Source organism: Segatella hominis (assembly GCF_004535825.1).
GTDB lineage: Bacteria > Bacteroidota > Bacteroidia > Bacteroidales > Bacteroidaceae > Prevotella > Prevotella hominis.
Genome location: NZ_SGVY01000011.1, coordinates 38,617 through 64,424, shown reverse-complemented (window position 1 = coordinate 64,424; position 25,808 = coordinate 38,617). Strand labels below are relative to the sequence as shown.

The following is a 25,808-nucleotide window of genomic DNA, read 5'->3' as shown; positions in this document are numbered from 1 at the left end:
TGCGCTTGAGAATTTTAAAACAGATGATTATGAAGCAGGTAGAAGAAAGATACATCAGCTTGCTGACCGATTTTGATCGCCTCTTTGAGGAAGCCGAGATAGCCAAGTTTACTCCGCAGGAAATGAGGGAGTACGAGACCAGCAAGATGGCATATCGCGACATCAAGAATTCCGTAGACACAGCCAAGCGTGAAGGTATAGCTGAGGGTATGGAAAAGGGCATGAAGGAAGGCATGGAAAAGGGCATGAACCTGCGAAGCCTTGAGATTGCCAGAAAGATGCTGGCAAAGGGTTTGGATGAAGCATCGGTCATGGATATGACGGGGTTGACAGCAGAGGAGATAAAACTGCTGAAAGCGGAGATGTAGATTACGAATATCACCATATAATCAAGGGTCTATACGCCACCTTTTCATCGTGGCATATAGACCACTCAACATTCAACAATCTTCAACATTATCGGAAATTCTATATTCTGTTTCCTGATTTTAGAAAAGTGTACGAGTTCGTACACAATCTTAACTGGACTCATATTAGGCGACTGCTATCTGTTACAAATCCCAAGGCAAGAATGTGGTACTTGAGAAACGAATCTGAAGAGATGTGGAGTACATTTTGCATTCGTTGACCGCCAAAAGCACATCAAGACTGATACGGGCGATTTTTATATTGACCTTGTCTTCTACAATTTTAGGATGAAGCGCTTTGTCTTGTTTGAATTAAAGACACACTCACTGACGCATCAGGATGTCGGGCAGGTGCGTATGTATGACGACCTTGTAAAAGGCGAGGATGACAATCCAACTATTGGTGTTTTGCTTTGTACAGAAACTGACAACACTATTGCCAAATATTCTGTGCTTCATGAAAGTGAACAGCTTTTTGCAGCTAAATATATGTCTTTCATGCCTACAGAAGAGGAGCTTCGTCGTGAGATAGAAAAACAAAAACATTTCATTACGCTTTCAACTTAAACGAGTTTTCTATACTCATTATTTCATCGCTGAAAGTTGCATCGATTTTCAATCGCTCTTCCACTTTTGAACAACTGTGAATCACAGTACTATGATCTCTGTTTCCTACAAGCTTACCTATGCGTGAAGCAGGCATTTTGGTATATTTCTGTGCCAGATACATCGTCACCTGTCTTGCCACCACATAATCACGCTTACGGCTCTTACTGTTCACGGCAGCTGTAGTCACATTATAATGAGTACAAACCTTCTCTACGATATCATCTATCGTCAAAGGCTTGTCATCCACCTTCACGGCTCTCTTGATAACGCGTTCTGCCAAGCGGATATCAATATTGCTGTTATACACAATGCTATAAGCCAGCAAACCATTGATGGCACCCTGCAAATCACGCACACTACCATTACAGGTTTGAGCAATGAAACTAACAACCTCCTTGGAGATTTTCAAACCATCACGACGTATCTTATTACTCAAGATATCCACACAGAGCTGCTCGTTCGGTTTTTCCAATTCACATACCAAACCACAAGAGAAACGCGTCAGAAGGCGATCTGGCACATCTTTCAAATCTACCGGAGGACGGTCACTTGCCAATATGATGCGCTTACCATTACGGAAGAGATGATTGAAGATATGGAAAAACGTATTCAATGTCTTTGCCTTGCCTGCCCAATCCTGAATATCATCAACGATCAGCATATCGATAGACTGATAGAAATTGATGAAATCATTGCTTGAATTGTGCAGAATAGCATCTGTATATTGCGTCTGAAAGAGACGGGCACTCACATAGAGCACGCGCTTTTGCGGATACATCTGCTTAGCCTTAACACCAATGGCATTGACCAAATGTGTCTTACCGCTACCAGACGGACCATAGATAAACATCGGATTAAACTGACTTGTATTAGGATGTTCTGCAATAGACAATCCCACAGAACGTGGAAGCTTATTACTTTCACCCTCCATGTAATTATTGAATGTCAACTTAGGATCAAGTTGGGTATCAATATCATCCATTTGAGATTCTCCTGCTGCAGCAGTCTCGCTTCCTGCCTGAGCCTGATGACTCTTAGGACTCAAGTCATTAGCATCATCAGGATCTAAAGGCAAAGGTGTAGTACCACCAGGAGCATCCTTGACTACCACAACACGATAAGTCAGACGAATACCTTCACCAAAATTCTGATGCAATACCTTGCTCAGTAAGTCCACGAAGTTTGCTTCCAAATACTCATAGAAGAAAGTACTCGGAACTCTAACCAGCAAAGTTTTCGTAGCCGGCTTATACGACTCGAAAACAATGGGTTTAAACCACGTATTGAAATGTTGCTCAGAGACATGCTGACGGATAAGCGTAAGACAATTGTCCCAAAGAGCTTTAGGACTTGCTAACATTATATCGATAATTGCTTTAAATTATTGCTCAAATTAGTGAAAGGCATCCCCAAAACGCCAAATTCACTGCAAAATTATAAAATAAAACGCAGACCACCAAATCTGATAATTTAATTTATTTTAATATAGTCTTATAACCTCTTAATTATCAGACACTTAATTAAGTTATCCACAATTTTCAGTTCTTTGACCTATTTTTAGGGTTAACTATCTGATGTAGAATAACTTAGAAGCTTTTCAAAGAAAAGAATAGAAAAAGAGTGAAACAAAATCGTAACACCCTCGAAATAACTCACAAACAATCAGTTCGAAAGTTATTTCGAGGGCGTGAAACATTGTATCCACTTATTTAGACTATTTTTATTTAAGCACAGGCGGCTTTTTAAAGACATTCGCCTCTATTACTTGTCTTTTTTACCAAAAACAGAGAAGTGAACATAGCGCTTAGGATGCTGTTTCAAATCGATAACTAAAGAATCAGCATGGCGCATGGTCGAATTCATATTATCATAAAGTTGGGTATCATTCATCAACAAGCCGAGAGTACCCTTGTTGCTGTTCAACTTTTCAGTAAATGCCTGTGTATTCTCCAATGTCTTGTTGACACGATCCAGCGTACCCTGTACATCCAAAGATGCCAGATTGGAAGTCAGCTTATTCGTATTATCCAAAACGCCATTGGCACGATTGATCATACCAGGAACCTGCTTGTTGAGACCTGCCATCAACGTATTCAACTCACGGGTAGAAACCGTAAGATTGCCCGTAATGGTTTGCACATTATGCAAAGAAGCAGCCAATGCAGGATCTGCCAAGAGCGCATTCAAGCTACCCAAGATAGAATCCAGTTTAGGGAGCATCTTCTCGATAGTAGGAACCATAGCCGAGACCTTGCCCAAAGCGCCCTCATTGACAGCTCCAGGTATAATGCCACCAGCCTCAATACGTTCACGAGGATTATTAGCCAACAAGATATTCACTTGCAAATTACCCATCAGGTCTTTCACAATTTCAGCCTGACTTCCCTTTGGAATGCGCAGATTTTTATCAATATCAGCCTTTACCTTGATAGGCCCAGACTGAGTATAGTCAAAATCCACAGCATCAACAGTTCCTACCTTATAACCATCAGCATAAATTGGCGTTGAAGCACCCAGTCCCTGGATGTCGGAAAACGTCATATAATAATAGTTATTGGAAGAAAACAGATTGATTCCCTTCAGAAAATTAATTCCGAAGTACATAATCAAAATACCTACAATAGCCACAAGAGCTATTTTTATTTCCTTGGTAATTTTCATTCTCCTTTATTTTTTATTCTGTTTAAATTCTCGAATTGCCTGATTCACATCGTACTTCTGTCCATCCTTAAAGGCGATGATAAATGCCTCAGGAAACTTATCCAACAAGGATTTACGAAGTCGGAAGATCTCATTATAATTAGCAGAAGAGCCCATCGTGTATTTCACCATACCACCCTCCTGATAACTTGCATAACCTGTTTCTCCTTTGAAATGCGCATCACCTGCTCGAAGCACACAGTTGCTCACTAAAATCTGTACTTTGAAGATTGGGGCATGAGCGTCTTTCTCTCCAACGGAAGTATCCCTTGCCTGCGATTGTCGCTTGGTTTCCTCGCGCTGATAGGTATCTGGCACAATCTTTGGCATTTCACTGTCGTCTGCAGATGATGCCGCACGATAAGGCACAGAAACTCTTCTATCATACTTGTTCTTATATTGTTCGAAACCGTGGAAGATAGCCTTAGCCACATCATCCACGCGCGATTCATTGTTGAGCAGTTCCTCCTCATCAGGGGTGGTGATAAAGCCTAACTCTATCAAACAGCTTGGCATAGAGGTCTCGCGAAGAACCAGGAATCCTGCTTGGTGAACTCCTTTATTCGGGCGGTTGGCCTCGTTGCAAACACACTTTTGAATGGAGCGGGCAATCTCAACACTGCGCTCCATATTCTTACCTTGAATGAATTCAAAGATAATATAGCTTTCAGAAGACTTCGGGTCAAATCCCTGATAAGTCTGCTGATATCCCTTCTCCATGGAGATGACAGAGTTCTCTCGCATAGCCACATCCAGATTATCCTTGGCACGGTGCATACCCAAGGAATAGGTTTCAAAACCTCTGGCTATCTTACCACCAGGCAAGGCATTGGTATGAACTGAAATAAACAGGTCAGCACCAGCCTTATTGGCAATATTTGCTCTTTCCTTCAACGGAATGAACACATCAGTCTTTCGGGTATAAATGACACGCACATCTGGCATATTACGTTCTACATACTTACCAAAAGCCAATGCCACCCGTAGGTTTATATCTTTTTCTTTGGATCTGGCACCCATGGCACCTGCATCATGACCACCATGACCAGGGTCAATAACAAGCGTAAATCTATCATTGGCAGCAAAAGAATATGCCACCAACATAAAGAATACAACCAGCAAAAGAACGATCTTCTTCAACATACTATTTATTATGATTGTGCAAAATTAAGCATTTAATGGCAGAAAACCAAAATATGCAACAAAGTTTTATTATTTATTAAGTGAACGCTCAAACAGAAATTCCACACCAGCTCCTTCACAATCGGCTCCCATAGGTGGATTCTGCTTGATGATTTTCAGATGAATTTCTTCTATAGTTGGGAAACGGCGAAAAAGACGATCACCAATTCTGCCTCCTACTCTTTCTATCAATTGAGAAGGAACAGACATCTCCTGGGAAACCAACTGATAAACCTCTGCATAGTTCAAGGTATCATTGACATCATCACTCGTCAATGCATTCGTAACATCATATTTGATACGTAAACTTACAAGATAATCATTACCCGTTTTTTTTTCCTGTGGCAAAACACCATGAAAGGCATGAAACTTCAAGTCTTGCAAAAGGATATAGCTCTGACGTAAATTCATCATTGTTCTCCTCCATCATGCTGTTCATCACTACAAGAAGTTAGCAGTTCATCATCCTTCAAGTAATTTTTCAAGGCACGTTCTACACCCACCTTCCAGGTATTGATACTCTCAGAAGTGAGCTGCAACTGACTAACCAGTTTGATAACATGCTTGATAGGCATACGATAGCGCAACACACCTGAAATCAACTTGGCATAATTCCAATACTCCGGATTAAACTTTTCGCTCAATCCCTCCACGGTTATCTTATAACCACGCTTGTTGACAAACTGAAAATCATATCTCTTGGCTCCCTCACTGAGAACTGTCTTCACGATTTTACCTTTGGTGACAGATTTTGGTAACATGATGCCTTCCTCATCATCTTGCAAACCAGTGAATATCTCGTAAGGATGACCATTAAGCAAACCCACCAATGCCACCCATTTCTCCTTATTATTCTGGAAACGGACAACATCACATTCCAATTCTCTTGGTCGCACCTCAACCACATCCGGTTGCATATTCCGAATATTGACAGAATCTCCGACTACCTTATGCAAACTGTCTTGCAGCTTACCCCAATCAACTTGCTGGTCTGCAAAACGGTTGCGCAGGTTCTCCAAACTACTCTTCAAATCATCCACGAGTGCAAGACGAGCCTCTTCAAAAGTCATATTTTCTGTATCAATCATATTAAACGTTTAATAATTTGGTGCAAAATTAAACTTTTTATTCTAAATGATGAAAGGTTTTTGGAGATATTTCTTAAAAAGATAGCAGTATATGCCACTTTTTAGAAAACTTTATTTACCTTTGCAATAGAATAAGGAGAAAACGATATCAAGAAACATCAAAAATAAAGAATATGGAATCAATTAAAAACAGAACAACCATTCGCAAATATTCCAACCGTGAAGTAAGCGATGAATTACTGAATCGGCTGATAGAAGAAGCAGAGCGTACCCCTACGATGGGCAATCTCCAGCTCTATAGTGTCGTCGTTACCAGAAGTGAAGAAGGTAAAAAAGCACTTGCTCCAGCACATTTCAACCAACCTATGGTGACAGATGCATCTGTTGTACTTACCATCTGCGCAGATTACCGACGTACAACCATCTGGGCAGAGAACCGCAAGGGCACCCCTGGTTATGACAATATCCTATCATTCATGAATGCGGCTACAGATGCTTTGCTTTTCACACAAACATTCTGTAACTTAGCCGAAGAAGAAGGATTAGGCACCTGTTTCTTGGGCACAACTATCTATATGCCTAAGATGATTATCGACACCTTGAAATTACCAAAGCTCGTAATGCCAGTAGCCACCATTACCTTGGGATGGCCTGACGAGCATCCTGCCAAGAGCGATAGACTCCCATTGCGTAGTATCATTCATCAGGAATCATACAGCGATTATACCCCAGAGAAGATAGATGATTTCTATGCAGAAAAGGAATCCTTGGAAGAAAACAAGGAATTTGTAAGAATCAACAACGTAGAAACCCTCGCCCAGGTTTTCACAGACATCCGTTATACGAAAAAAGATTGTGAGGCCATGAGCATTGGTTTTATGGATGCGCTCAAGCAGCAAGGTTTTGTAAAATAAAAGCCACACTCGGCTCATAATTCGCAAGATGTTGCCTGTCTTCATGAGAAAAAAGACAGACACCCACTTTCATTTTTGCGTAGGCAGGGAAAAATTCGTCCTTGCCCACGCAAAAAAAAAATGCCTGCCCAAGCGGAAGAAATATCCCCTTTAAGCAGAGCATGATTTTAACCCATAAACAGAAATCCCTGTTAAGGAAAAATCATTTCCTTAGCAGGGATTATTATTTTTACTTGATATCTTTCTCTAATTAGTCAACGACGATTGGCTTGTACTTTGGTACCAATGCCTTCATGATACACCAACCAACGAGATAAGCCACTGCACAGATGCAGAAGATAATCATATAACCAGCCGGCTTGCCATCAAAGCCCATGAAAGTAAAGGCAGCACCCTGACCTTCTGCATAGGTAAAGAGCATACCGGAACCCTTATTGATGAGGAAAGAACCTACACCACCTGCCATAGCACCAATACCAGTGATCGTTGCAACGGTAGATTTTGGGAACATATCACCAATGGTTGAATAAAGGTTGGCAGACCATGCCTGATGACCAGCACCTAAAAGACCGATAATGATAGCAGGCCACCATGCACTATACTCACCCATAGGCTGTGCTATCAGACCCAACAATGGGAAACATGCAAAGATCAACATCGCACGCATACGGCCGATATAAGGATTCATACCCTTCTTATCAACAAAGTAAGTTGGCAGATAACCACCACCGATACTCAAGATGGTAACAATCGCATAAAGGGTGAAAATCAAAGCAATACCCATGCTTGAGTCAGAAGAATAACCATACTGATCTGAGAAATAAGCTGGAGCCCAGAAAAGGAAGAACCACCATACACCATCAGTCAAGAACTTACCTGTGATAAAAGACCAAGTCTGACGGAAGGTAAAGCACTTCAAGAAACCGATAGTCTTCTCTTCTTCCTCATTATCTGCAGTCTTTTCAGCCTCAACCTGCTCAGCTTCCTCATCCTGATTGATATAAGTAAGCTCTGAGTGATTGACATACTTGCTCTTGGCAGGTTTGTCATAAAGCCATACCCAAAGACCCATCCAGACATAACCGAGCACACCGATAATGATGAAAGCCCACTCCCAACCCATGGCGCGAGCCAAGAGAGGAATAGTAGCTGGAGCTGCCAATGCACCTACAGAAGCACCACTATTGAAAATGGCTGTAGAGAAAGCACGGTCCTTCTTTGGAAAATACTCTGCTGTTACCTTGATAGCTGCAGGGAAGTTACCAGCCTCACCAACGGCAAGAATCAAACGGCAGGAAAGGAAAAGCCATACACTGATAGTGGCAATAGCAACTGCTGCATCACTACCAGCCTGAACCAGGCGCAAAGCTTCAATAGAATCATAGCCTTCTACCTGCATAGCTACCCAACCGCAACCTGCATGCATCACAGCACCTGCTGACCATACGAAGATGGCGATGAGGTAACCTTTCTTAGTACCCATCCAATCCACAAACTTACCTGCAAAAAGATTTGCAATGGCATAGAAAATGGAGAAGAGACCGGTAATCGTACCATAGTCATCATCAGTCCAGTGGAACTCTGGAGCGATAAAATCTTTCCATGTTAATGACAAGACCTGACGGTCCATGTAATTCACGGTAGTTGCCAAGAAAAGCAACGCACAGATGACCCAGCGGAAGTTGGACATCTTACTTGTTTTAATAGCGTTCATACTTATTATAGAGTCTGTTTAAAATTAGCATTTAAATGAGAACGAAAAATCTCTTGTGGACAAATGATGCCCACAAGAGGATTATTTTCATATTATTTCATCTCAGGAATTTTAACTACCTGCATATCATTATAGATCAGGTTCTCACCAGCCATACCCCAGATAAAGGTATAGTTGCTTGTACCAGCTGCGCAGTGAATAGACCACTCTGGCGCAATCACAGCCTGCTCGTTGTTCAACCAGATAGGACGAGTCTCCTGTGGTTCACCCATTACATGGAGAATCTTCTGACCCTCTGGCACATTGTAATAGAGATATGTCTCCATACGACGGAGGTGAGTATGAGCTGGCATGGTGTTCCATACAGAACCCTCTTTCAACTCAGTTACACCCATCTGCAACTGGCATGTACGTACACCAGCAACACCATCGATAATCAACTGATGGATAACGCGGTCATTACTTTCCTTCAAGCTACCTGCCTTGATGTTGTTAGCATCCTTCAATGTTACCTTCTTAGTAGGGAAGGTCTGATGTGCGCAAGCACTGTTCATATAGAACTTAGCTGGCTTATTGGCATCCTTGCTGGCTACTTCAATATTCTTGGCGCCACGACCTACATAGAGAGCCTCCTGGAAACCGAGCGTATATTTCTTGCCATCTACAGTAACAGTACCCTCACCACCGATATTGATGATACCCAACTCACGGTTATCGAGCAGGTTCTTCTGATCGTTTGGCTTGTCTGTATAAAGAGGAGCGATAGAAGTCAACTTCAAAGGAGCTGTTGTTGGCTGCGCACCACCAATCAGAAAACGGTCAAACATTGTGTAAGTCCAGTTTACCTCACCTGGAGCAAAAACCTTCTCAATGGCATATTCACCACGAAGACGGTCTGTTGTGTAATGCTTTGCATCCATTGGGTTGCTTGCATAACGAACATTGTAATTAGTGTAAGCATTTTCTGCCTTCACTTCATAAGCACTCTTGCAGCACTGTGCAAAACCAGCACCAGCAACGAGCAACATTGCAAATGATAATAATACCTTCTTCATTACTAAAATCTTTATATTATTTTTTATTTTTCAGAATTATTTCTATCTTTCTGTTTATTTCTGCAAATCCTCAGCAGCCTTCTTCTCTTCTTTCACGATGCGCTGACGGTTGATAATCATCAAAGCTACAGTGATGACTGTGAGTACACCCATACCGATGTATGAAAGTTTCACACCTCTATAGATAATCCATCCGAAGAGAGATGAGGCAAAGTCGAGAGCACCACCAGAGAAACCAGCAGGAATGTGAGCTGCATTATCACCTGTAGCTGCATATACCTGATTGGCAGCCAAAGTAAAGTCAGGAGCCATATCGGTTACAAAATAAAGACCGATTACCAGAGCAAAGAGACCGATAATAAGGGTCTTTACTACATTACCTTTGGTAAAAGGCAATATCATTGGGAAGAGGTAGAACATACCTGCCAAAGATGCCAATGGCAAGAACTGGTTGCCAGGCAAGAATACTGCGATAGCCAAGATAGCAGGAATCAAGATGACAGATACGACCAATGTTGTAGGATGACCGATAACAAGAGCAGGACTCATACCGATATGTACCTTCTTACCATTGAACTTAGACTTCACCAATTCCTGAGTCTTTTCTGAGATAGGCTTCAAACCTTCAATAAACAAAGAGGTGATACGCGGAATCAGTTCCATCACCGCTCCCATGGTAACACCTAAGAACAATATCTTCTTAATATCAAGCTGCGCAGCCCAACCGATCAGGGCACCAACGATGACACCGAGAACCAACGGTTCACCTAATACACCAAACTTCTTCTTCAAACCCTCTGCATCGATATCCAACTTAGAGAATCCTGGAATCATATCCAGAAGTTTATTGAAACCGATAGCCAAAGGCATAAAACTCTGGCAGAAAGGCTGAGGAATAGAGATACCATCCAAATCATAATATTTCTGGAATTTCTCTGCAGTCAAGTCTGCACAGATCAGAGTAATGATGTAGCAAACGATAGCTGCGAAATAACCCCACAACAAACTTTCACCCATCACGAAGTAAGCTACCGCACCGATGAAAGCAAAGTGCCAGTAGTTCCAAAGGTCAATATTGACCGTGCGGGTTGTCTTGGTGATCAACATCAGGAAATTGACACCCAGACAGATAGGGATAATCAAGGCACCTACCGCAGTATTATAGGCAACTGCTGCTGCAGCAGGCCAACCCATATCGAATACATTTAACTGCAGATGATAAAGGTCGGAAATTGCTTTCAATGGGTCATTGAAGTTAGTTGTCAACAAAGCAGTAACAACACCCAAGCCTACGAAACCCACGCCTACGAAGAGTCCCGACTTCAGTGCCTTACCGAATTTCATGCCAATACACAAGCCGATGACGGTAAAGATGATTGGCATCATCACACTCGCACCTAAGCTAATGATATAGCTAAATACCTTTTCCATTTTAATTTTTAATGAATGTTAGTTAATAATTTTGGGCACCCATATAAAGGTGCAACATTGATTTGTTTCAAGTTTTATGGGCACAAAGATACGCTTTTTTCTTTAAAATCAATACGTTTTCATTAAAAATATTACTTAAAAAAGAATCCCACCCGATATTTTCGGATGGGATTGATATGATTTTGTACATTTTCAACAGATTTTCGCCTCTGTTTAATCCTGATAATACACTCTCTTCACACGATTACTGATCGTAGTCAGCACCTCATAAGGTATCGTGTCGAGAATTTCACTGAGCGTTTGCACTGGCAATTGCTCTCCAAAGATTTCCACACTGTCACCTTCCTTGCAATCTATGCCTGTCACATCGATCATGGCTACATCCATACAGATGTTACCCACATACTCTGCTTTCTGACCATTGACCAGACAATAAGCGTGGCGGTTACCGAGATGACGGTTCAAACCATCAGCATAACCGATTGGAATGGCTGCTATCACACTGTCCTTATCCAGAATGGTCCTGCGACTGTAGCCGATACTCTCCCCTGCCTTGATGTGATGCATCTGCAGGATAGTCGTCTTCAGGGTACTTACACAGTTGATGGTCTTGTTGTTGCGGGAATTGATACCATAAAGTCCTAATCCCAAGCGACACATATCCAACTGTCTGTCAGGGAAATGCTCTATACCTGCAGAATTGCAGATATGGCGCAATATCTTATGATCGAAGGCAGCCTGCAACTGCTTGCTACCCTTATCAAACAATGCGAACTGCTGGGCAGAGAACGCATCGAAGGAATCATCATCACTACCTACAAAATGCGAGAACACACTTCGTGGTATGATGGCATTCTGATGTTTCAGTCGTGCTATCAATTCCTCCATATCATTTTCCGGATCAAAGCCCAGACGGTGCATACCTGTATCCAACTTGATATGTACAGGGAAACCAGTAACACCTTCTTTCTCTGCAGCCTTGATCAGCGCATCCAGAATACGGAAAGAATAAACCTCTGGTTCCAAATCATAGTCGAACATGGTCTTGAAGGCTGTCATCTCCGGATTCATAATCATGATATTGCTCGTAATACCATTCTTGCGAAGCGTAACACCTTCATCGGCTACTGCTACGGCAAGATAATCCACACGATGATCCTGCAATGTCTTGGCGATTTCTACCGCTCCGGCTCCATAACCATCCGCCTTGATCATGCATACCAACTTGGTCTCTGGTTTCATGAACGAACGGTAATAGTTCAGATTGGCCACTACTGCATTCAGATTTACCTCCAATGTGGTTTCATGCACCTTTTTCACGAGTAATTCAGTCAACTGGTCAAAGCCAAACTGACGGGCACCCTTCAGCAGGATGACCTCATCGCGCAAGGAAGCGAACACCTCACTCTTGATAAAGTCCTCAATATTACGGAAGAAGAATTTCTCTGAAATCTGAATCTCATCACTCTGTTCATACAACTGCGGACCGACACCGATGAATTTGACCACACCACGCTTACGGCATAAGTCAGAGACCTCTTTGTACAAGTCCTTAGGATTTTCACCGCTCTGGAAGATATCACTGAGTATCAACGTATGACGGCGACCCTTATGATCTGGACGGCGACTCATAAAGTCGAGAGCAATATCGAGTGAATTGATGTCTGAGTTATAACTGTCATTGATCAAAGTGCAACCATGCTGTCCTTCCTTGACTTCCAATCGCATAGCTACCGGTTCAAGAAGTGACATACGCTTATCCACTTCCTCTGCAGTCAACCCCAACTTACGGGAAACAACTGCCGCTATAATAGAATTGGTGACAGAAGCCTCATCAATAAAAGGTAGAGAATAGCTATCCTCTTCACCTTTATATATATAGGTAATAATAGACAGATTACCCTTCTTCTCTATATTTTTCACATAGAAAGGAGCAGCAGAATCCTTCAAGGACCAATACAGTTTTTCACCCTTGTAATCATGATATTCGCCTACCACCCTGGCAACAATTTCATCATCACCATTATAGACGATAGTTTCTGCATCATGGAAAAGAATGATCTTCTCACGACACTTAGCCTCCAAAGACTCGAAATTCTCCTGATGCGCAGAACCCAAATAAGTAAGCACGGCTATCGTTGGCTGAATAATGTCACGAAGAGCAAGCATCTCGCCTGGCTGACTGATACCAGCTTCAAAGACACCAACCTCAGTCTGCTCGTTCATCAACCATACAGACAAAGGCACACCTATCTGAGAATTGTAGCTGCGCGGACTGCGGGTGACAAACATATTTGGAGAAAGCAACTGATGAAGCCATTCCTTGACCATAGTCTTACCATTGGAACCAGTAATGCCCACGATAGGAATATTAAATTCATCACGATGGCGCTCTGCCAGACGCTGGAGAGCTTCCAGCGTATTAACCACCTTCAGGAAATTAGCTTCCGGATAGTCAGAAGCATATCCTTTAGGAACATTAGTAACTACGAAATTTCTAACACCACGACGATACAACTCAGGAATGTAGTTGTGACCATCATTACGCTCTGACTTCAAGGCGAAGAACAGAGTTTCCTCTGGGAAACAGAGTGAACGGCTATCGGTCAATATGAAACCGATATTCGTATCCTTGTCTCCATAGCGACGCGCACCTATCAGTGTGGTTACCTTTTCGATAGTATAAGTCATTATCTTACTTTTTAAAATATTCTATATGAGATAATCATGTCATTTCCCCAACTGGTACTTTTCCATGAATTTCCGTTCTTTTTCCTGTGCATTGGCAAGAAACTTCTTGTATTCCTCACTCTCTGGATTGAAAGGTCGGTGTCCAAGGGCTTCACGGATAGGTTTCCATTCCTCTAAAAAGTCCTCGGCAGTCTTGCCAAAGTAAGCCATTTGGAACTTCTGCCAGATATATTCCACGGCAAGTTCGCTCGGATGAAGCATATCTTCCTTGTAAAAGCGATAATCTCTCAGTTCGTCACAGAGAATTTCATAGGCAGGGAAATAGCGCACCACTTCTGGAAAGCGCTGGCAAAGTATATCTGCCGCTAAAAGAAGCGTGGCCTTGGAAAGTTGACTGCCATGGAATCCATATTTCTGGTAACGGATAGGACTCACCGTCACGATGATGTGCCTGACTTCTTGACCGAGCAATGCCAAAACCGCCTTGGAAAGTTCTACCACGCATTCACCCACACTCAATTCCTTTTCTTCAAACAGGCGTTGCGGACGCTTCTGGCAGTTATCCACCACTTCACCCGTTTCCTTCAGGATATATACATGATTGGTTCCGAGCGTAAAGACAGCCACATCCACTTTTCGGTCTTGGTTCTTATATTCAGTACCAGCTTTCAAACCTGCAGTACAAGGTTCCCCCTTGAGATACCGGTCCACAGAGTGATATACGCTCGTAGGATTGTACATGACTCCGTATGGATTGACCATGGCACGGAAGCGATTCTCGACAAAACGATTGCCGAGATGATCCGCAAAACAACTGCCCACGAAAAGCAGTCTGTCAGAAGGCTGTATCTCAAAGTCAGCCTTTTCTATGTTCACTTCCGTTCTAAAGTCCATATTGCTTATTTTTCTGTTACTTTATTTTTCTTCCATTCAAAGAATAAACCTGCGAGCAAGAGAATCAACAGTACACCGTAGCCGACATAAGCAATGGTCTCTGTTGTCTTCAGGGATGTAGGGTGGAAATCAAGTACCACCTTGTGAGTCCCCGGTTTTACATTCAGGGCACGCAAGATATAATTCACTCTGCCCAATTCTGCAGGCTGTCCGTCTATCGTAGCCGTCCAACCAGGATAATATATTTCAGAGAACACGATGACACCACCCTTGTTGGAAGTAACCTCATAAGTCAGATTATTTGGCTTATATTGAGTCAACTTAACAATAGAAGTATCATCCTGAGGCACACTTTCACCGAGCTGCTGCTTGAACTTCGCATCAGCTACAGCTTCATGTCGCAAATTGATCTTTCCTACCTTATCAATCTCCTCATTGGCATTTTCTGCATAGCTTACCTTATCAACAAACCAAGCATTGCCATAGGCATAAAGATTCTGCACAGGCACAGTCTGTCCACCCTGCAAAGGCATGATGAAGTACTTCGTGTTGAGCATATTGAGCACAGGGAATATGCTGTCGCCATTCACCTTCGTCATGTCACCACCAGCCTCAGCTACAGCCTTCATCGCCTTCTGCATCTCTGGAGAGATATAAGCTTCTATCATCTCCGCATAACGACGGAGTTTGGCTGGATGATAACCACCAACGCTCTTATGATAATATGAAGTTTCGTTCTCATTGAAGGTATTGGATGCCATATTGAGTACACGATAATCAAGCGACTTGTCTCTGCAGATCATCTTATCGGTCTCAGTCATTTGCTGTGGAGTATCACGCACGCTCTTCTCCACGAACATATCATCATAGAGATAACGCTTGTTGACCATCCACATATCTACCAGACAGAGTACTGCAATACCAGCAATCATAAACTCCTTGCCCAACTTCTTCATCTTATAAAGGAAGAGGAAGGCCGAGCCAATGACGATAACCCAGAAAGAACGCCAACAATCGGAAGTAAAGATACCCTTTCTGATTTCAGTCAGATTGCTGATGATAGGTCCCTGATATTCTGCAGGAAGCTGCTGCAAAGCCTGAAGTTCCTGTGCAGACACGAAATCTGAGAAGAACAGGCCTGGTGCCAAGGCAAAGAGGAGACAGAAACCTGCTGTCAGTCCGAAACTTGCATAAACGAGTTTGGCCTTGGTAGTCAATATTTCCGGTTCATCCACGATCTTCTTGAGTGCCATCATCGCCAACAGAGGAATGGTAAACTCAGCAATCACAAGGATGGAAGCCACCGTCCTGAATTTGGCATACATCGGAACGTAATCCAAGAAGAAATCCGTAAACGGCATGAAGTTTCTACCCCATGAGAGAAGTACACTGAGGATGGTCGCCGCCAACAAAGCCCACTTCATCGGTCCCTTCACAATGAATAAGCCCAAGATGAAGAGCATACAGACGAAAGCGCCTACATATACAGGACCGCTTGTTCCAGGCTGGTTGCCCCAATACTGTCCGAGTTGCTGATAAATCTGTACAAAGTTAGGATCCGCTTTTTCCATTGCCTTTGTGTTCTGTGCCAAAGGAACAGAAGCACCACCCTTTGCATCCGGAATCATGAGCGTCCAAGTCTCGTCAATACCATAACTCCACTGGGTAATATAGTCTCTATCCAAACCGCTATTGGTCTGGTTAGCAGCGTTTTTCTTCACCAGTTCACTCTTTCCACGCATAGACTCCTGACCGTACTGCCAAGTATGATACAGGTTGGAAAGATTGAGCGATATACCGATGGCGGCACCCACGATACAAGCCGCAGTAGCCTTACCGAAGCGAGCCATTTCCTTCTTCTTATAGGCATCCCACAAGAATGCGAGAAGCATAAAGAAGATGATAAAGAGGTAATAATAAGTCATCTGCACGTGGTTGGCATTGACTTCAAAGGCTGCAAAGATAGCAGTAACGAGCAATCCCCACAAATATTTACCACGATAAGCCAATACGACACCTGCAATCATAGGAGGCAAATAAGCCAAAGCCATCACTTTCCAGATGTGTCCGGCAGCAATGATGATGAAGAAATAGGACGAAAAAGCCCAGATGATAGATCCCAATGCTGCTAATGACTGTCGGAAGTTAAAGGCTCTCAACAGGATATAGAATCCTAAGAGGTATGCAAAAACATACCATACATAATCAGGCAACCAGAGATGATAGGCATTGACAGCCTGCTGCAAAACAGTACCACTCTCATAAGATGGTGACATCTGATAAGTTGGCATTCCGCCAAAAACAGAGTTTGTCCAACGGGTCACCTCGCCAGTCTGTTGCTGGAAAAGTTCCTTTTCATGTCCCAGTCCCTTGCCTGCTGCAGCATCATGACGGAACAGGATGCGCCCGTCCATGTCGGCTGGCATGAAATAAACAAAGGAGACAACTGCAAATACGATTACTACCAGAATATCCAGTAGATACTTCTTCAAAAATTTCATTATTTCTATAAACGTTTATATTTTGACTGCAAAGATAGTGCAAAATGAAGACAATACAAAATAAAAAAGGTAGTTTTTGCTATTTTTAGTGTTAAAGAAATAACTTAAGAAGCATTCAGACTTGCCTGAAATGGATCTGTAGAAGATGGTATTACCCATTATAATAGGGAATTTCCCTTTTCTTTTAGGGATTCTCTAATTGCAACATGAGAAAAGATACGTATTTTTGCAGCATCAGAAAAAGAGTTTCATATCATACAAAAAGCTCTTTATATATAATAAGGTATAACTAATAAATTGATGAAAAATATGAAAAAGATTACATTTCTCCTGATGGCTCTCTTGCTCATCGCAATGCCATCCTCAGCTCAACACTATACACAGAGCAGATATTACAACAAGCAAACAGGTCATCTCGACTACGGCCGTCACGACAATGATTTCCCTGACTCCTACTTTGGATTCAGGATTGGTCCTTCTTTCTCTTACGTCAATTCGGATGATAGCAGACTGGATGGTGGAAATTGGCAGACGGGTCTCAACGTGGGAGTTGTGGCAGGTGTCGCACTTTCAAATGCCCAGCCACTTTATCTGGAAGGAGGCTTATTCTATACAGAGAAAGGTGGTAAGAAAAATTTGGCTAATGGCAAGAAGATGACCTACGACCTCAACTACATTGAAATTCCACTTGTACTGAAATATAAGTACAATATCGATCCACACTTCTCTCTCCAACCATTTTTTGGAGGATATTTCGCTTCAGGAGTTGGTGGAAAGATCAAGAACTTCGAACAGAGAGAAGCTCAAAACTCATTTAATGACGAGAACTTCCGCCGGGTAGATGGAGGACTCCGTCTGGGTTGTGGCATACAATACGATATGTTCTATGCCGACCTTACCTACGATATCGGTCTGGCAAACATCTGTCATGATACCTTCGACACATCCCATAATGGAGGACTGCTACTCAACTTTGGTGTTAACTTCTAAGGTTTTATCAGATATTTTTCGTAACTTTGCAGCCGATTTTAATATCGGCAAATTCTCAATCGGAAAAGTTACAATAAATATATGAAAATAGGAATTATCGTTGCGATGGACAAGGAGTTCACGCAACTCAAGACATTATTGACAGAATCACAGACAGAGCGAAAGAACCACAAGGATTTCGTGATTGGAAAGATTGGCAACAATGAAGTAGTCATGCAACAGTGCGGCATCGGCAAGGTAAACAGTACCATCGGTGCCGTAGAAATGATAGACAATTACCATCCAGACCTGGTAATCTCATCCGGTGTTGCTGGTGGAGCTGATATCAACCTCAATGTCACCGAGGTCGTAGTGGCTACAGAGTGTGTATATCATGACGCTTATTGCGGCGATGAATGTGAATTTGGACAGATTTTGGGTATGCCAGCCACCTTTAAAACTCCCAAGGAATATGTAGAGAAGGCACTTGACATCAATCATCTTCCAGACAACATCCATCCTAAGATACATGCAGGACAGATTGTCAGTGGAGAGTGGTTTGTAGATAGCAAGGAGAAGATGCGCTCTATTCTGGAGCACTTTCCTCATGCAATGGCTGTCGATATGGAGAGCTGTTCTATTGCACAGACCTGCCATATATACAAGACTCCTTTCATCTCCTTCCGCATCATCAGTGATGTACCTCTCAAGGACACCAAGGCGCAGATGTATTTTGATTTCTGGGCTAAGATGGCAGAAGGTTCTTTCAATGTTACCAAAGCATTCTTGGAGAAATTATAAATTAGAAATGACAAATTAGAAATTATGAACAAGATACCAAGTTTTACTATCAATCATAACAAGTTGCTCCGCGGTATATACGTTAGCCGTAAGGACGAAATTGGAAACGAAGTTGTCACTACTTTCGATATCCGCATGAAGGTACCTAATCAGGAGCCTTGTCTCCACAACGGTGCCATCCATACGATCGAGCACCTCGCTGCCACCTATCTCCGCAATGACGAAGAGTGGAAAGACCGCATCGTATATTGGGGTCCGATGGGTTGTCTCACAGGTAATTACCTCCTCGTCAAAGGAGACTTGGAAAGCAAGGACATCGTTGAGTTGATGAAGCGCACCTTCAAGTTTATCGCAGACTTCGAAGGCGAGATTCCTGGACAGGCTGCCAAGGATTGCGGCAACTATCTGCTCCACGACCTGCCTATGGCAAAATACGAGTCCAAGAAATATCTCGAAGAGGTCTTGAACGTTATCAAGGAAGAAAACTTGATTTATCCTACACAGGATTAGAATCAGGAAAAGTCAAAGACTGAAATATAGAAAAAGCATCTTAAGATACATTCACGAGTATCTTAAGATGCTTTTTTACCACTTGAGTTTACCATACTTCTCCTTATACCACAACTGCCAACCATTCACTAAATTCTGCCAAACCACATAGGCACCTGGAGCTACGGCAGCCAACGGATTCAGGAAAGTAAGGGTGAGCCAGATACCCACTATCGTATTCTTCTGACCTAAAGCCTGTCCTGCACTAATGCTCGCATCAAAATGGCGTCCCACCGCCTTACCGATGGCAAACTGGATCAGACAGACGAAAAGCGGAACAATCAGAAGCAGAACAAGAATCCAACCGGATACCGTAGCATGAAGGATATTACGCACCGTCTCGCCCATCAGAATCGTCAGATTGAAGCACCACATATAAAATCCCAAATCTTTTACGCTCTTTACTTTATCCACAAACTTCGGCAAGAATCTGCGACTCAATAGGGCTAAAAGTAATGGCACCACCAAAACCGTAGTCACATTCCTAAACACCATCAAACTCATATAAAGAAAGGATACATCAGCACCTTTTTCTACCATCGGGAAAAGAGAAGGGATGATAACCATCGTGAAAATATTGGCTATCACCGTATAGGTAGTAAGCGAGCCGATAGATCCACCCAATTTTTCTGTTACCACAGCCACAGCAGCTGCAGTAGGACAAATAAAACAGATGAAAGCACCCTCTAATATCAGTTTCGTATTATAGTCGTTACCAAACTCAAAGATGAGTACTACCATCATCAAAGCCAAAGAAGTTCTAATCAGTTGCAATATAAAATGCCAGGCTTTAGGCTTCATTTCCTTTATTTCTATCTTACAAAACGTAACATAAAGCAAAGCAAACAATACAACCGGCATCAGACTGACCAAATGAGGTCCGACCGCATCACCCAATGGTTCCAAGAAAGGAACGTATGCAAAAATCAAATAACCCACTGCTCCTATGACCAGCGAACAGGGCAAGGAAAACTTCCTGAAAAAAATCCACAACTTCATAATTACGTGATTTTGATTCCTATTGAATAAACCATTTGACTGCAAGTCCAAACAGAGTAGAAATTCAAGTGCAAAAGTACAATAACTCAAATCCTCTCCATATCGGAAACATCCGATAGGAGAGGATTTCTCTTTTCATTTATATCCTTAAAGCTATACTTAATTAGTCTTTATTGCTACGCTTACGCTCCAAGTGATCAAGGATTACCTTGCGCATACGCATGCTCTTAGGAGTTACCTCTACATACTCGTCCTCACGGATATACTCCAAGCACTCCTCAAGACTCATTACGGTCTTTGGAATCACACGAGCCTTATCGTCTGAACCAGAAGCACGGACGTTGGTCAACTGTTTTGCCTTAGTCACATTGACGACAAGGTCGTTTTCGTGAACATGCTCACCAACTACCTCACCGGCATAAACCTCCTCACCTGGGTCGATGAAGAACTTACCACGATCCTGAAGCTTATCAATAGCATAAGCATAAGCAGTACCAGTTTCAAGTGCAATCATACTACCATTAGAACGGCGGTTGATTTCACCCTTGAATGGCTGATACTCCTTGAAACGGTGAGCCATGATGGCCTCACCCTGAGAAGCTGTCAGCACATTGGTACGAAGACCGATGATACCGCGAGAAGGAATATCAAACTCGATATCCACACGCTCACCCATGTTCAACATAGAAGTCATATCACCCTTACGACGGGTTACCATATCAATCATCTTAGAAGCGAACTCCTCTGGTACATTGATAGTCAACTCCTCTACAGGCTCGCACTTCACGCCGTCAATCTCCTTGTAGATAACCTGAGGCTGACCTACCTGAAGCTCATAACCCTCACGGCGCATGGTTTCCACGAGCACAGAGAGATGAAGCACACCACGACCGCTGACAATCCACTTATCAGTAGAATCCTCGAATGGCTGAACACGAAGAGCAAGGTTCTTCTCCAACTCCTTATTCAAACGCTCCTGGATATGGCGGGAAGTACAGTACTTACCCTCCTTACCGAAGAATGGAGAATCGTTGATGGTGAAGAGCATACTCATGGTTGGCTCATCAACAGCGATTGGAGGAAGTGGCTCTGGATTCTCATAATCACAGATGGTATCACCAATCTCAAACTTCTCCAAACCGATAACTGCACAGATATCACCAGAATCTACATGATCAGTCTTCTTGTGACCCATACCCTCGAATGTATGAAGTTCCTTGATCTTGGTTTTCTCCTGTGTACCATCACGATGGCAGATTGTCACATTCATGGCATCCTTCAGAGTACCACGATGAACACGACCTACAGCGATACGGCCTGTATAAGAACTGTAGTCGAGAGAAGTAATAAGGAGCTGAGGAGTACCCTCCAACTGCTTAGGAGCAGGGATAACCTCTACGATCTTATCGAGCAAATAGTCGATGTTGTCTGTAGGATTGTTGTAATCCTCTCCCATCCAACCATTCTTGGCAGAACCATATACTACAGGGAAATCAAGCTGATCCTCAGTAGCATCAAGGTCGCACATGAGATCGAATACCATCTCATAAACTTCCTCAGGACGGCAGTTAGGCTTATCCACCTTATTAACAACAACGATAGGCTTCAGACCGAGCTGCAAAGCTTTCTGCAACACGAAACGGGTCTGAGGCATAGGGCCCTCGAAAGCGTCAACAAGCAAGAGACAACCGTCTGCCATATTGAGTACGCGCTCCACCTCACCACCGAAGTCGGAGTGTCCAGGAGTATCGAGGATATTGATTTTAACACCTTTCCAATTGATAGATACATTCTTTGAAAGAATGGTTATACCACGCTCACGCTCCAAATCATTGGAATCGAGCACTTCGCCGCTATTATCCTGGCCGTCACGGAACAGCTTTCCGGCGAGCATCATCTTGTCCACCAAGGTAGTCTTACCATGGTCAACGTGTGCAATAACTGCAATGTTTCTAATGTCTTGCATTTCCTTTACCTTAAATACTTAATGAATTTGGGTGCAAAATTACAAAAAATATCGGAAAAATTTGCAAGTTTCACAGAAAAGTTGTAACTTTGCAGCGCATTTTTAGAGAAACCGCCGCGAGGAAGGGTCCTGAATGCATTAGAAACAATTAAAGTAACATTTATTATTAAGTAACACAGCTATGTATTTAGACAAAGCAAAAAAAGAAGAGATCTTTAGCAAGTACGGAAAGTCTAACTCTGATACTGGTTCAGCTGAGAGCCAGATAGCATTGTTCTCATACCGTATTGCTCATTTGACGGAACATGTAAAGAAGAACCGTAAAGATTATACTACAACACGTTCTCTGACACAGCTTGTAGGAAAGCGTCGCGCATTGCTCGATTACTTGTACGACCGCGATATCAATCGCTACCGTGCCATCATCAAGGCCCTCGGTCTTCGTAAGTAATCTGAAAGCAATTTGCTTTAAGACATTGAATCCCATCATTCTCATTGAGAGTGATGGGATTTTTTTATTTAGAAAAGTGCAAACTATGCAAACGGCTATATATAATAAGGAGGAAAAGACAACAACATGTTGCCCAAATTATAGCTATCCATTTGGGCACTCGTTGACCATCACGTGAGCAACGGTTGCCCGTCTCTTGTTCACCAGTTCCTCATCACGTGATCCCCGAGGGACCACGTGATGAGCATGGCTTGTATTGGAACCACAAAATTTTTCATGATATTTTTCTAAAAAACTTCATTATTCTTCTTATTATCAAGAAAAAGTGCTAACTTTGCAAACAGCTATATATAATAAGGAGAATCAGTATGATTGCACAAAGACTGCCAGAAGGAGTTACCTCTTTTAGAGAAATCAGAACAGGCAACTACAAATACGTTGACAAAACCGATCTCGTTTGGCAAATTGCCAATGGAAGGAAGTTCAATTATCTAAGCCGTCCTAGACGGTTTGGCAAGTCTATTCTTATCGATACATTGCAATGTTACTTTGAGGGAAACAAGGAACTTTTCGATGGTCTAAAGATTATGCAATGGGAAAAAGACTGGATAAAATATCCTGTCATTCGATTCGACATGAGCATTGCAGGTAACACTGCAGAAGAAATCAAGTCTTATTTTGACTATGCCTTCAGCAATTACGAAGAGCAATACCATATCACCTCTACGAAAAAATCTTCTCTATCAGTCAGATTTACCGAAATATTAAAAGTCGCACATCAGTCCACAGGACAACCTGCTGCTGTTTTGGTAGATGAATATGATGCTCCTCTCCAACACTCTTGGAAAACTCCTTATCATAAAGAATGCACAGAGGTTTATCGCCAAGTCTTTGCTGTACTAAAGTCGTCAAGTACTGACGAGAGATTCGTGTTTATTACAGGCATCACTAAATTCACGCAAATATCTTTGTTCTCAGTACTCAACAACTTGACAAACCTCAGTGTCTTACCAGAATATGTGGCAGTATGCGGCATCACCCAACAAGAAATTATCGAATACTTCCATGAAGAGTTGGTTGAATTGGGGGAAAAGAATAAATGGGATAAGGTTACAACATTACAGAAGCTTAAGGGTTATTACGATGGTTATCATTTCAGTGGTGAAAACATGACAGACATCTTTAACCCATATAGTCTAATATGTGCCTTAGCTCAAAAGAGAATCAAGAATTTCTGGGTAGCTTCTGGTGCAACCACCCTATTATCTAAGTTTGTTGACAATATCGAATTGCGAATCAAGAATTTCGAGAAATGCTACATTGACAGAGACATTTTAGAAACATCAGATGTTACAGGAGGTGGAGCAGAACTTTTCCTTTACCAATCTGGATATCTGACTATAAAAGCCGAAGATGAGTGGAGCTACACATTAGGATTTCCAAATTACGAAGTGAGAAAAGCCCTATATTCGATGGCACTTCCTGCTCTTACCGCTCGTTCACAGATGGACATTCAAACCATGCAAATCTCATTCTACAGAGACATGGAGGTTTAACTGCTGCCAAGCAACAAATCATCAACAATAATTATATTGCCCCATTCCAAGCAGAGAACAAAAAAGTTGTTGCTCTCGCTATAGAACTAGATGAAATGGGTAAAGGCTTGATTGATTGGAGCGAAGTGGAATAATAACGCAAAATTTCCCCTATAAAGGAAAGATTTCATAGAAAAGCTTCCTTTATAGAGGAAATTCTTATTAAAAATCATCATCGTCATCCATTCCGGATGCCAGATTCTTCATCAATGATTTCAGATACTTCACTCTGATACCATAATTGAAGCTTTGGGTTGTACTGACACCAGCATAATTGATAGCCACCAACTGACCCTTGTGGTTAACCACAGCAGAGCCACTACTACCCGGCAAAGCAGGAATGGAATACATAATCTGGTCGGAAGCACGCTGACTAACAGTGCCCATATTAAACTGAGCCTTAATACCATCTTTGGTTTGAGCCAGCGAAGGACCACGGTTGAAACCTGTCAGGAAAAGCTTATCATTCTTATCTGAGCCAAAGAACTTGGCAATACTCTCCGTAAACGAATAATCCTCCAAAGGATCATCATCCGGAACCTCGAAGATATACTTGCCTTCCGGTGTTTTCTTATCCTTCAATTGGATGACAGCCAAATCATGTTCGTGATCAACCTTCAGTACTACACAAGATGAGAAATCAGAATTGCTGGTAACAAAAGTATTGTTATAAGCAATACTTACACGGTTGTGATATCTCACTTCAGATTCACTTGGACGGATGTCACTCAGTCCATTGTAAGTATCAGCATACTCTTCTCTCTGACTTTGAATGGCATCACGGTATTCACGGATACGGTTGAAATCATCCATGGAATAAGCATCACTATAATTCGCTTCATTATAAAGCGCCTGAGCCTGTTCCAACTTTTCGCCTAAGGCATAATACTGTTCTGCAACCTGCTTCTTCACACTTTCGATGACAGCAGCAATCGACTTATTGATATCCTTCTCCGTACGGGTACTGGAAACAACATGCGCATTGGTCACGATTTCACCATTTTCAGATACAAAGAAACCCGTACCAAAACCATTAGACAAACTTACTGAGTCCTTATCTGCCGTCAAGCCTACGATGTCTCCATCCTCATCAAAACCAGCAAAATAAAGAGACTCACCATTGGAAAGTTCCACCTCATAATAGCTCTGGTTCTGAATAAGAACCACACCGGAGGCCATCTCCTTTTCAATGGAAGACTCTGATTTGTTGCCGCATGAGGTAATCAATGCGGCAACAAAAGTCAAATAAAATAATATCCTTTTCATGAGGACTATTTTTAAAGGATTAAGAA

The 25,808-nt window shown here is 42.4% G+C and carries 22 protein-coding genes and 1 pseudogene; 9 read left to right on the top strand and 14 right to left on the bottom strand.

What is annotated here, in order from left to right; translation table 11 throughout:
• The first annotated feature begins 29 nt into the window (after positions 1-29).
• From EXN75_RS05980 to EXN75_RS18140, 3 genes are all read left to right on the top strand, one after another.
• Positions 30-368: an RpnC/YadD family protein gene (locus tag EXN75_RS05980; RefSeq protein ID WP_246031310.1), complete on the top strand. Its 339-nt coding sequence runs from the start codon at positions 30-32 to the stop codon at positions 366-368.
• A gap of 128 nt (positions 369-496) precedes the next feature.
• Complete coding sequence (locus tag EXN75_RS18145) at positions 497-628, top strand: DUF1016 N-terminal domain-containing protein (protein ID WP_246031309.1); 132 nt, start codon at positions 497-499, stop codon at positions 626-628.
• The gene (locus EXN75_RS18140; RefSeq protein ID WP_342776602.1) at positions 594-974 is read left to right on the top strand and encodes a PDDEXK nuclease domain-containing protein; all 381 of its coding nucleotides are present in this window, start codon (positions 594-596) and stop codon (positions 972-974) included. Before EXN75_RS18145 ends, EXN75_RS18140 begins: the two co-directional genes overlap by 35 nt.
• Here the strand turns inward: EXN75_RS18140 and dnaA are convergent.
• The 5 genes and pseudogenes from dnaA to EXN75_RS05950 all read right to left on the bottom strand — a co-directional run.
• Positions 958-2,376, bottom strand: coding sequence for a chromosomal replication initiator protein DnaA (dnaA, locus tag EXN75_RS05970; protein ID WP_022111633.1), 1,419 nt, complete (start codon positions 2,374-2,376; stop codon positions 958-960). The two genes, EXN75_RS18140 and dnaA, sit on opposite strands and share 17 nt — an antisense overlap.
• A 401-nt stretch (positions 2,377-2,777) precedes the next feature.
• On the bottom strand, positions 2,778-3,677 hold the full coding sequence (locus EXN75_RS05965) for an MlaD family protein (RefSeq protein ID WP_022111634.1): 900 nt from the start codon (positions 3,675-3,677) through the stop codon (positions 2,778-2,780).
• 6 nt (positions 3,678-3,683) lie between these two features.
• Positions 3,684-4,859, bottom strand: coding sequence for an N-acetylmuramoyl-L-alanine amidase family protein (locus EXN75_RS05960; RefSeq protein ID WP_134843141.1), 1,176 nt, complete (start codon positions 4,857-4,859; stop codon positions 3,684-3,686).
• A gap of 69 nt (positions 4,860-4,928) precedes the next feature.
• Positions 4,929-5,309, bottom strand: coding sequence for a dihydroneopterin aldolase (gene folB / locus EXN75_RS05955; RefSeq protein WP_134843159.1), 381 nt, complete (start codon positions 5,307-5,309; stop codon positions 4,929-4,931).
• Positions 5,309-5,812 (bottom strand): annotated as a pseudogene (locus EXN75_RS05950) (adenosylcobalamin-dependent ribonucleoside-diphosphate reductase); the annotation flags it as partial. The pseudogene EXN75_RS05950 and the gene folB, both read right to left, overlap by 1 nt.
• A 347-nt stretch (positions 5,813-6,159) precedes the next feature.
• On the opposite strand from EXN75_RS05950, the gene EXN75_RS05945 reads away from it, so the two are divergent.
• Positions 6,160-6,900: a nitroreductase family protein gene (locus EXN75_RS05945; RefSeq protein ID WP_118117083.1), complete on the top strand. Its 741-nt coding sequence runs from the start codon at positions 6,160-6,162 to the stop codon at positions 6,898-6,900.
• Between the two features lie 250 nt (positions 6,901-7,150).
• Here EXN75_RS05945 and EXN75_RS05940 read toward each other — a convergent pair whose 3' ends face one another.
• The 6 genes from EXN75_RS05940 to EXN75_RS05915 form a co-directional block, all read right to left on the bottom strand.
• Entirely contained in the window at positions 7,151-8,614 is a 1,464-nt protein-coding gene (locus EXN75_RS05940) for an MFS transporter (protein ID WP_134843140.1), read from the bottom strand.
• Between the two features lie 92 nt (positions 8,615-8,706).
• Positions 8,707-9,669 carry a 5-dehydro-4-deoxy-D-glucuronate isomerase gene (kduI, locus tag EXN75_RS05935; RefSeq protein WP_022111640.1) on the bottom strand — a complete coding sequence of 321 codons (963 nt, stop codon included), beginning with the start codon at positions 9,667-9,669 and terminating at the stop codon, positions 8,707-8,709.
• A 54-nt stretch (positions 9,670-9,723) separates the two neighbouring features.
• Positions 9,724-11,100 (bottom strand): PTS galactitol transporter subunit IIC, encoded by a 1,377-nt coding sequence (locus EXN75_RS05930; RefSeq protein WP_134843139.1) that lies wholly within the window; start codon positions 11,098-11,100, stop codon positions 9,724-9,726.
• A 213-nt stretch (positions 11,101-11,313) separates the two neighbouring features.
• The gene (locus tag EXN75_RS05925) at positions 11,314-13,791 is read right to left on the bottom strand and encodes a bifunctional UDP-N-acetylmuramoyl-tripeptide:D-alanyl-D-alanine ligase/alanine racemase (protein WP_134843138.1); all 2,478 of its coding nucleotides are present in this window, start codon (positions 13,789-13,791) and stop codon (positions 11,314-11,316) included.
• A gap of 39 nt (positions 13,792-13,830) precedes the next feature.
• Positions 13,831-14,685 (bottom strand): GSCFA domain-containing protein, encoded by an 855-nt coding sequence (locus EXN75_RS05920; RefSeq protein ID WP_134843137.1) that lies wholly within the window; start codon positions 14,683-14,685, stop codon positions 13,831-13,833.
• Between the two features lie 5 nt (positions 14,686-14,690).
• Positions 14,691-17,186, bottom strand: a complete 2,496-nt coding sequence (locus tag EXN75_RS05915; RefSeq protein ID WP_134843136.1) for a YfhO family protein — start codon at positions 17,184-17,186, stop codon at positions 14,691-14,693.
• A 309-nt stretch (positions 17,187-17,495) separates the two neighbouring features.
• Here EXN75_RS05915 and EXN75_RS05910 point away from each other — a divergent pair, with 309 nt between their 5' ends.
• The 3 genes from EXN75_RS05910 (at position 17,496) to EXN75_RS05900 (ending at position 19,466) form a co-directional block, all read left to right on the top strand.
• On the top strand, positions 17,496-18,176 hold the full coding sequence (locus tag EXN75_RS05910; RefSeq protein ID WP_134843135.1) for a porin family protein: 681 nt from the start codon (positions 17,496-17,498) through the stop codon (positions 18,174-18,176).
• A gap of 81 nt (positions 18,177-18,257) precedes the next feature.
• A complete protein-coding gene (locus EXN75_RS05905) occupies positions 18,258-18,956 on the top strand; it encodes a 5'-methylthioadenosine/adenosylhomocysteine nucleosidase (protein ID WP_134843134.1) in 699 nt (232 codons plus the stop codon).
• Positions 18,957-18,980: 24 nt separating this feature from the next.
• Positions 18,981-19,466 carry an S-ribosylhomocysteine lyase gene (locus EXN75_RS05900; RefSeq protein ID WP_118117096.1) on the top strand — a complete coding sequence of 162 codons (486 nt, stop codon included), beginning with the start codon at positions 18,981-18,983 and terminating at the stop codon, positions 19,464-19,466.
• A 75-nt stretch (positions 19,467-19,541) separates the two neighbouring features.
• Here EXN75_RS05900 and EXN75_RS05895 read toward each other — a convergent pair whose 3' ends face one another.
• Both EXN75_RS05895 and typA read right to left on the bottom strand, forming a co-directional pair.
• Positions 19,542-20,504, bottom strand: a complete 963-nt coding sequence (locus EXN75_RS05895) for a transporter (protein WP_134843133.1) — start codon at positions 20,502-20,504, stop codon at positions 19,542-19,544.
• Between the two features lie 163 nt (positions 20,505-20,667).
• A complete protein-coding gene (gene typA, locus EXN75_RS05890; RefSeq protein WP_118117075.1) occupies positions 20,668-22,470 on the bottom strand; it encodes a translational GTPase TypA in 1,803 nt (600 codons plus the stop codon).
• 181 nt (positions 22,471-22,651) lie between these two features.
• Between typA and rpsO the strand changes: the two genes are divergently transcribed.
• Positions 22,652-22,921 carry a 30S ribosomal protein S15 gene (gene rpsO / locus EXN75_RS05885; RefSeq protein WP_118117074.1) on the top strand — a complete coding sequence of 90 codons (270 nt, stop codon included), beginning with the start codon at positions 22,652-22,654 and terminating at the stop codon, positions 22,919-22,921.
• Between the two features lie 368 nt (positions 22,922-23,289).
• Positions 23,290-24,477, top strand: coding sequence for an ATP-binding protein (locus EXN75_RS05880; protein ID WP_246031308.1), 1,188 nt, complete (start codon positions 23,290-23,292; stop codon positions 24,475-24,477).
• Between the two features lie 201 nt (positions 24,478-24,678).
• Here EXN75_RS05880 and EXN75_RS05875 read toward each other — a convergent pair whose 3' ends face one another.
• Entirely contained in the window at positions 24,679-25,782 is a 1,104-nt protein-coding gene (locus EXN75_RS05875) for a S1 family peptidase (protein ID WP_134843132.1), read from the bottom strand.
• Between the last annotated feature and the right edge of the window lie 26 nt (positions 25,783-25,808).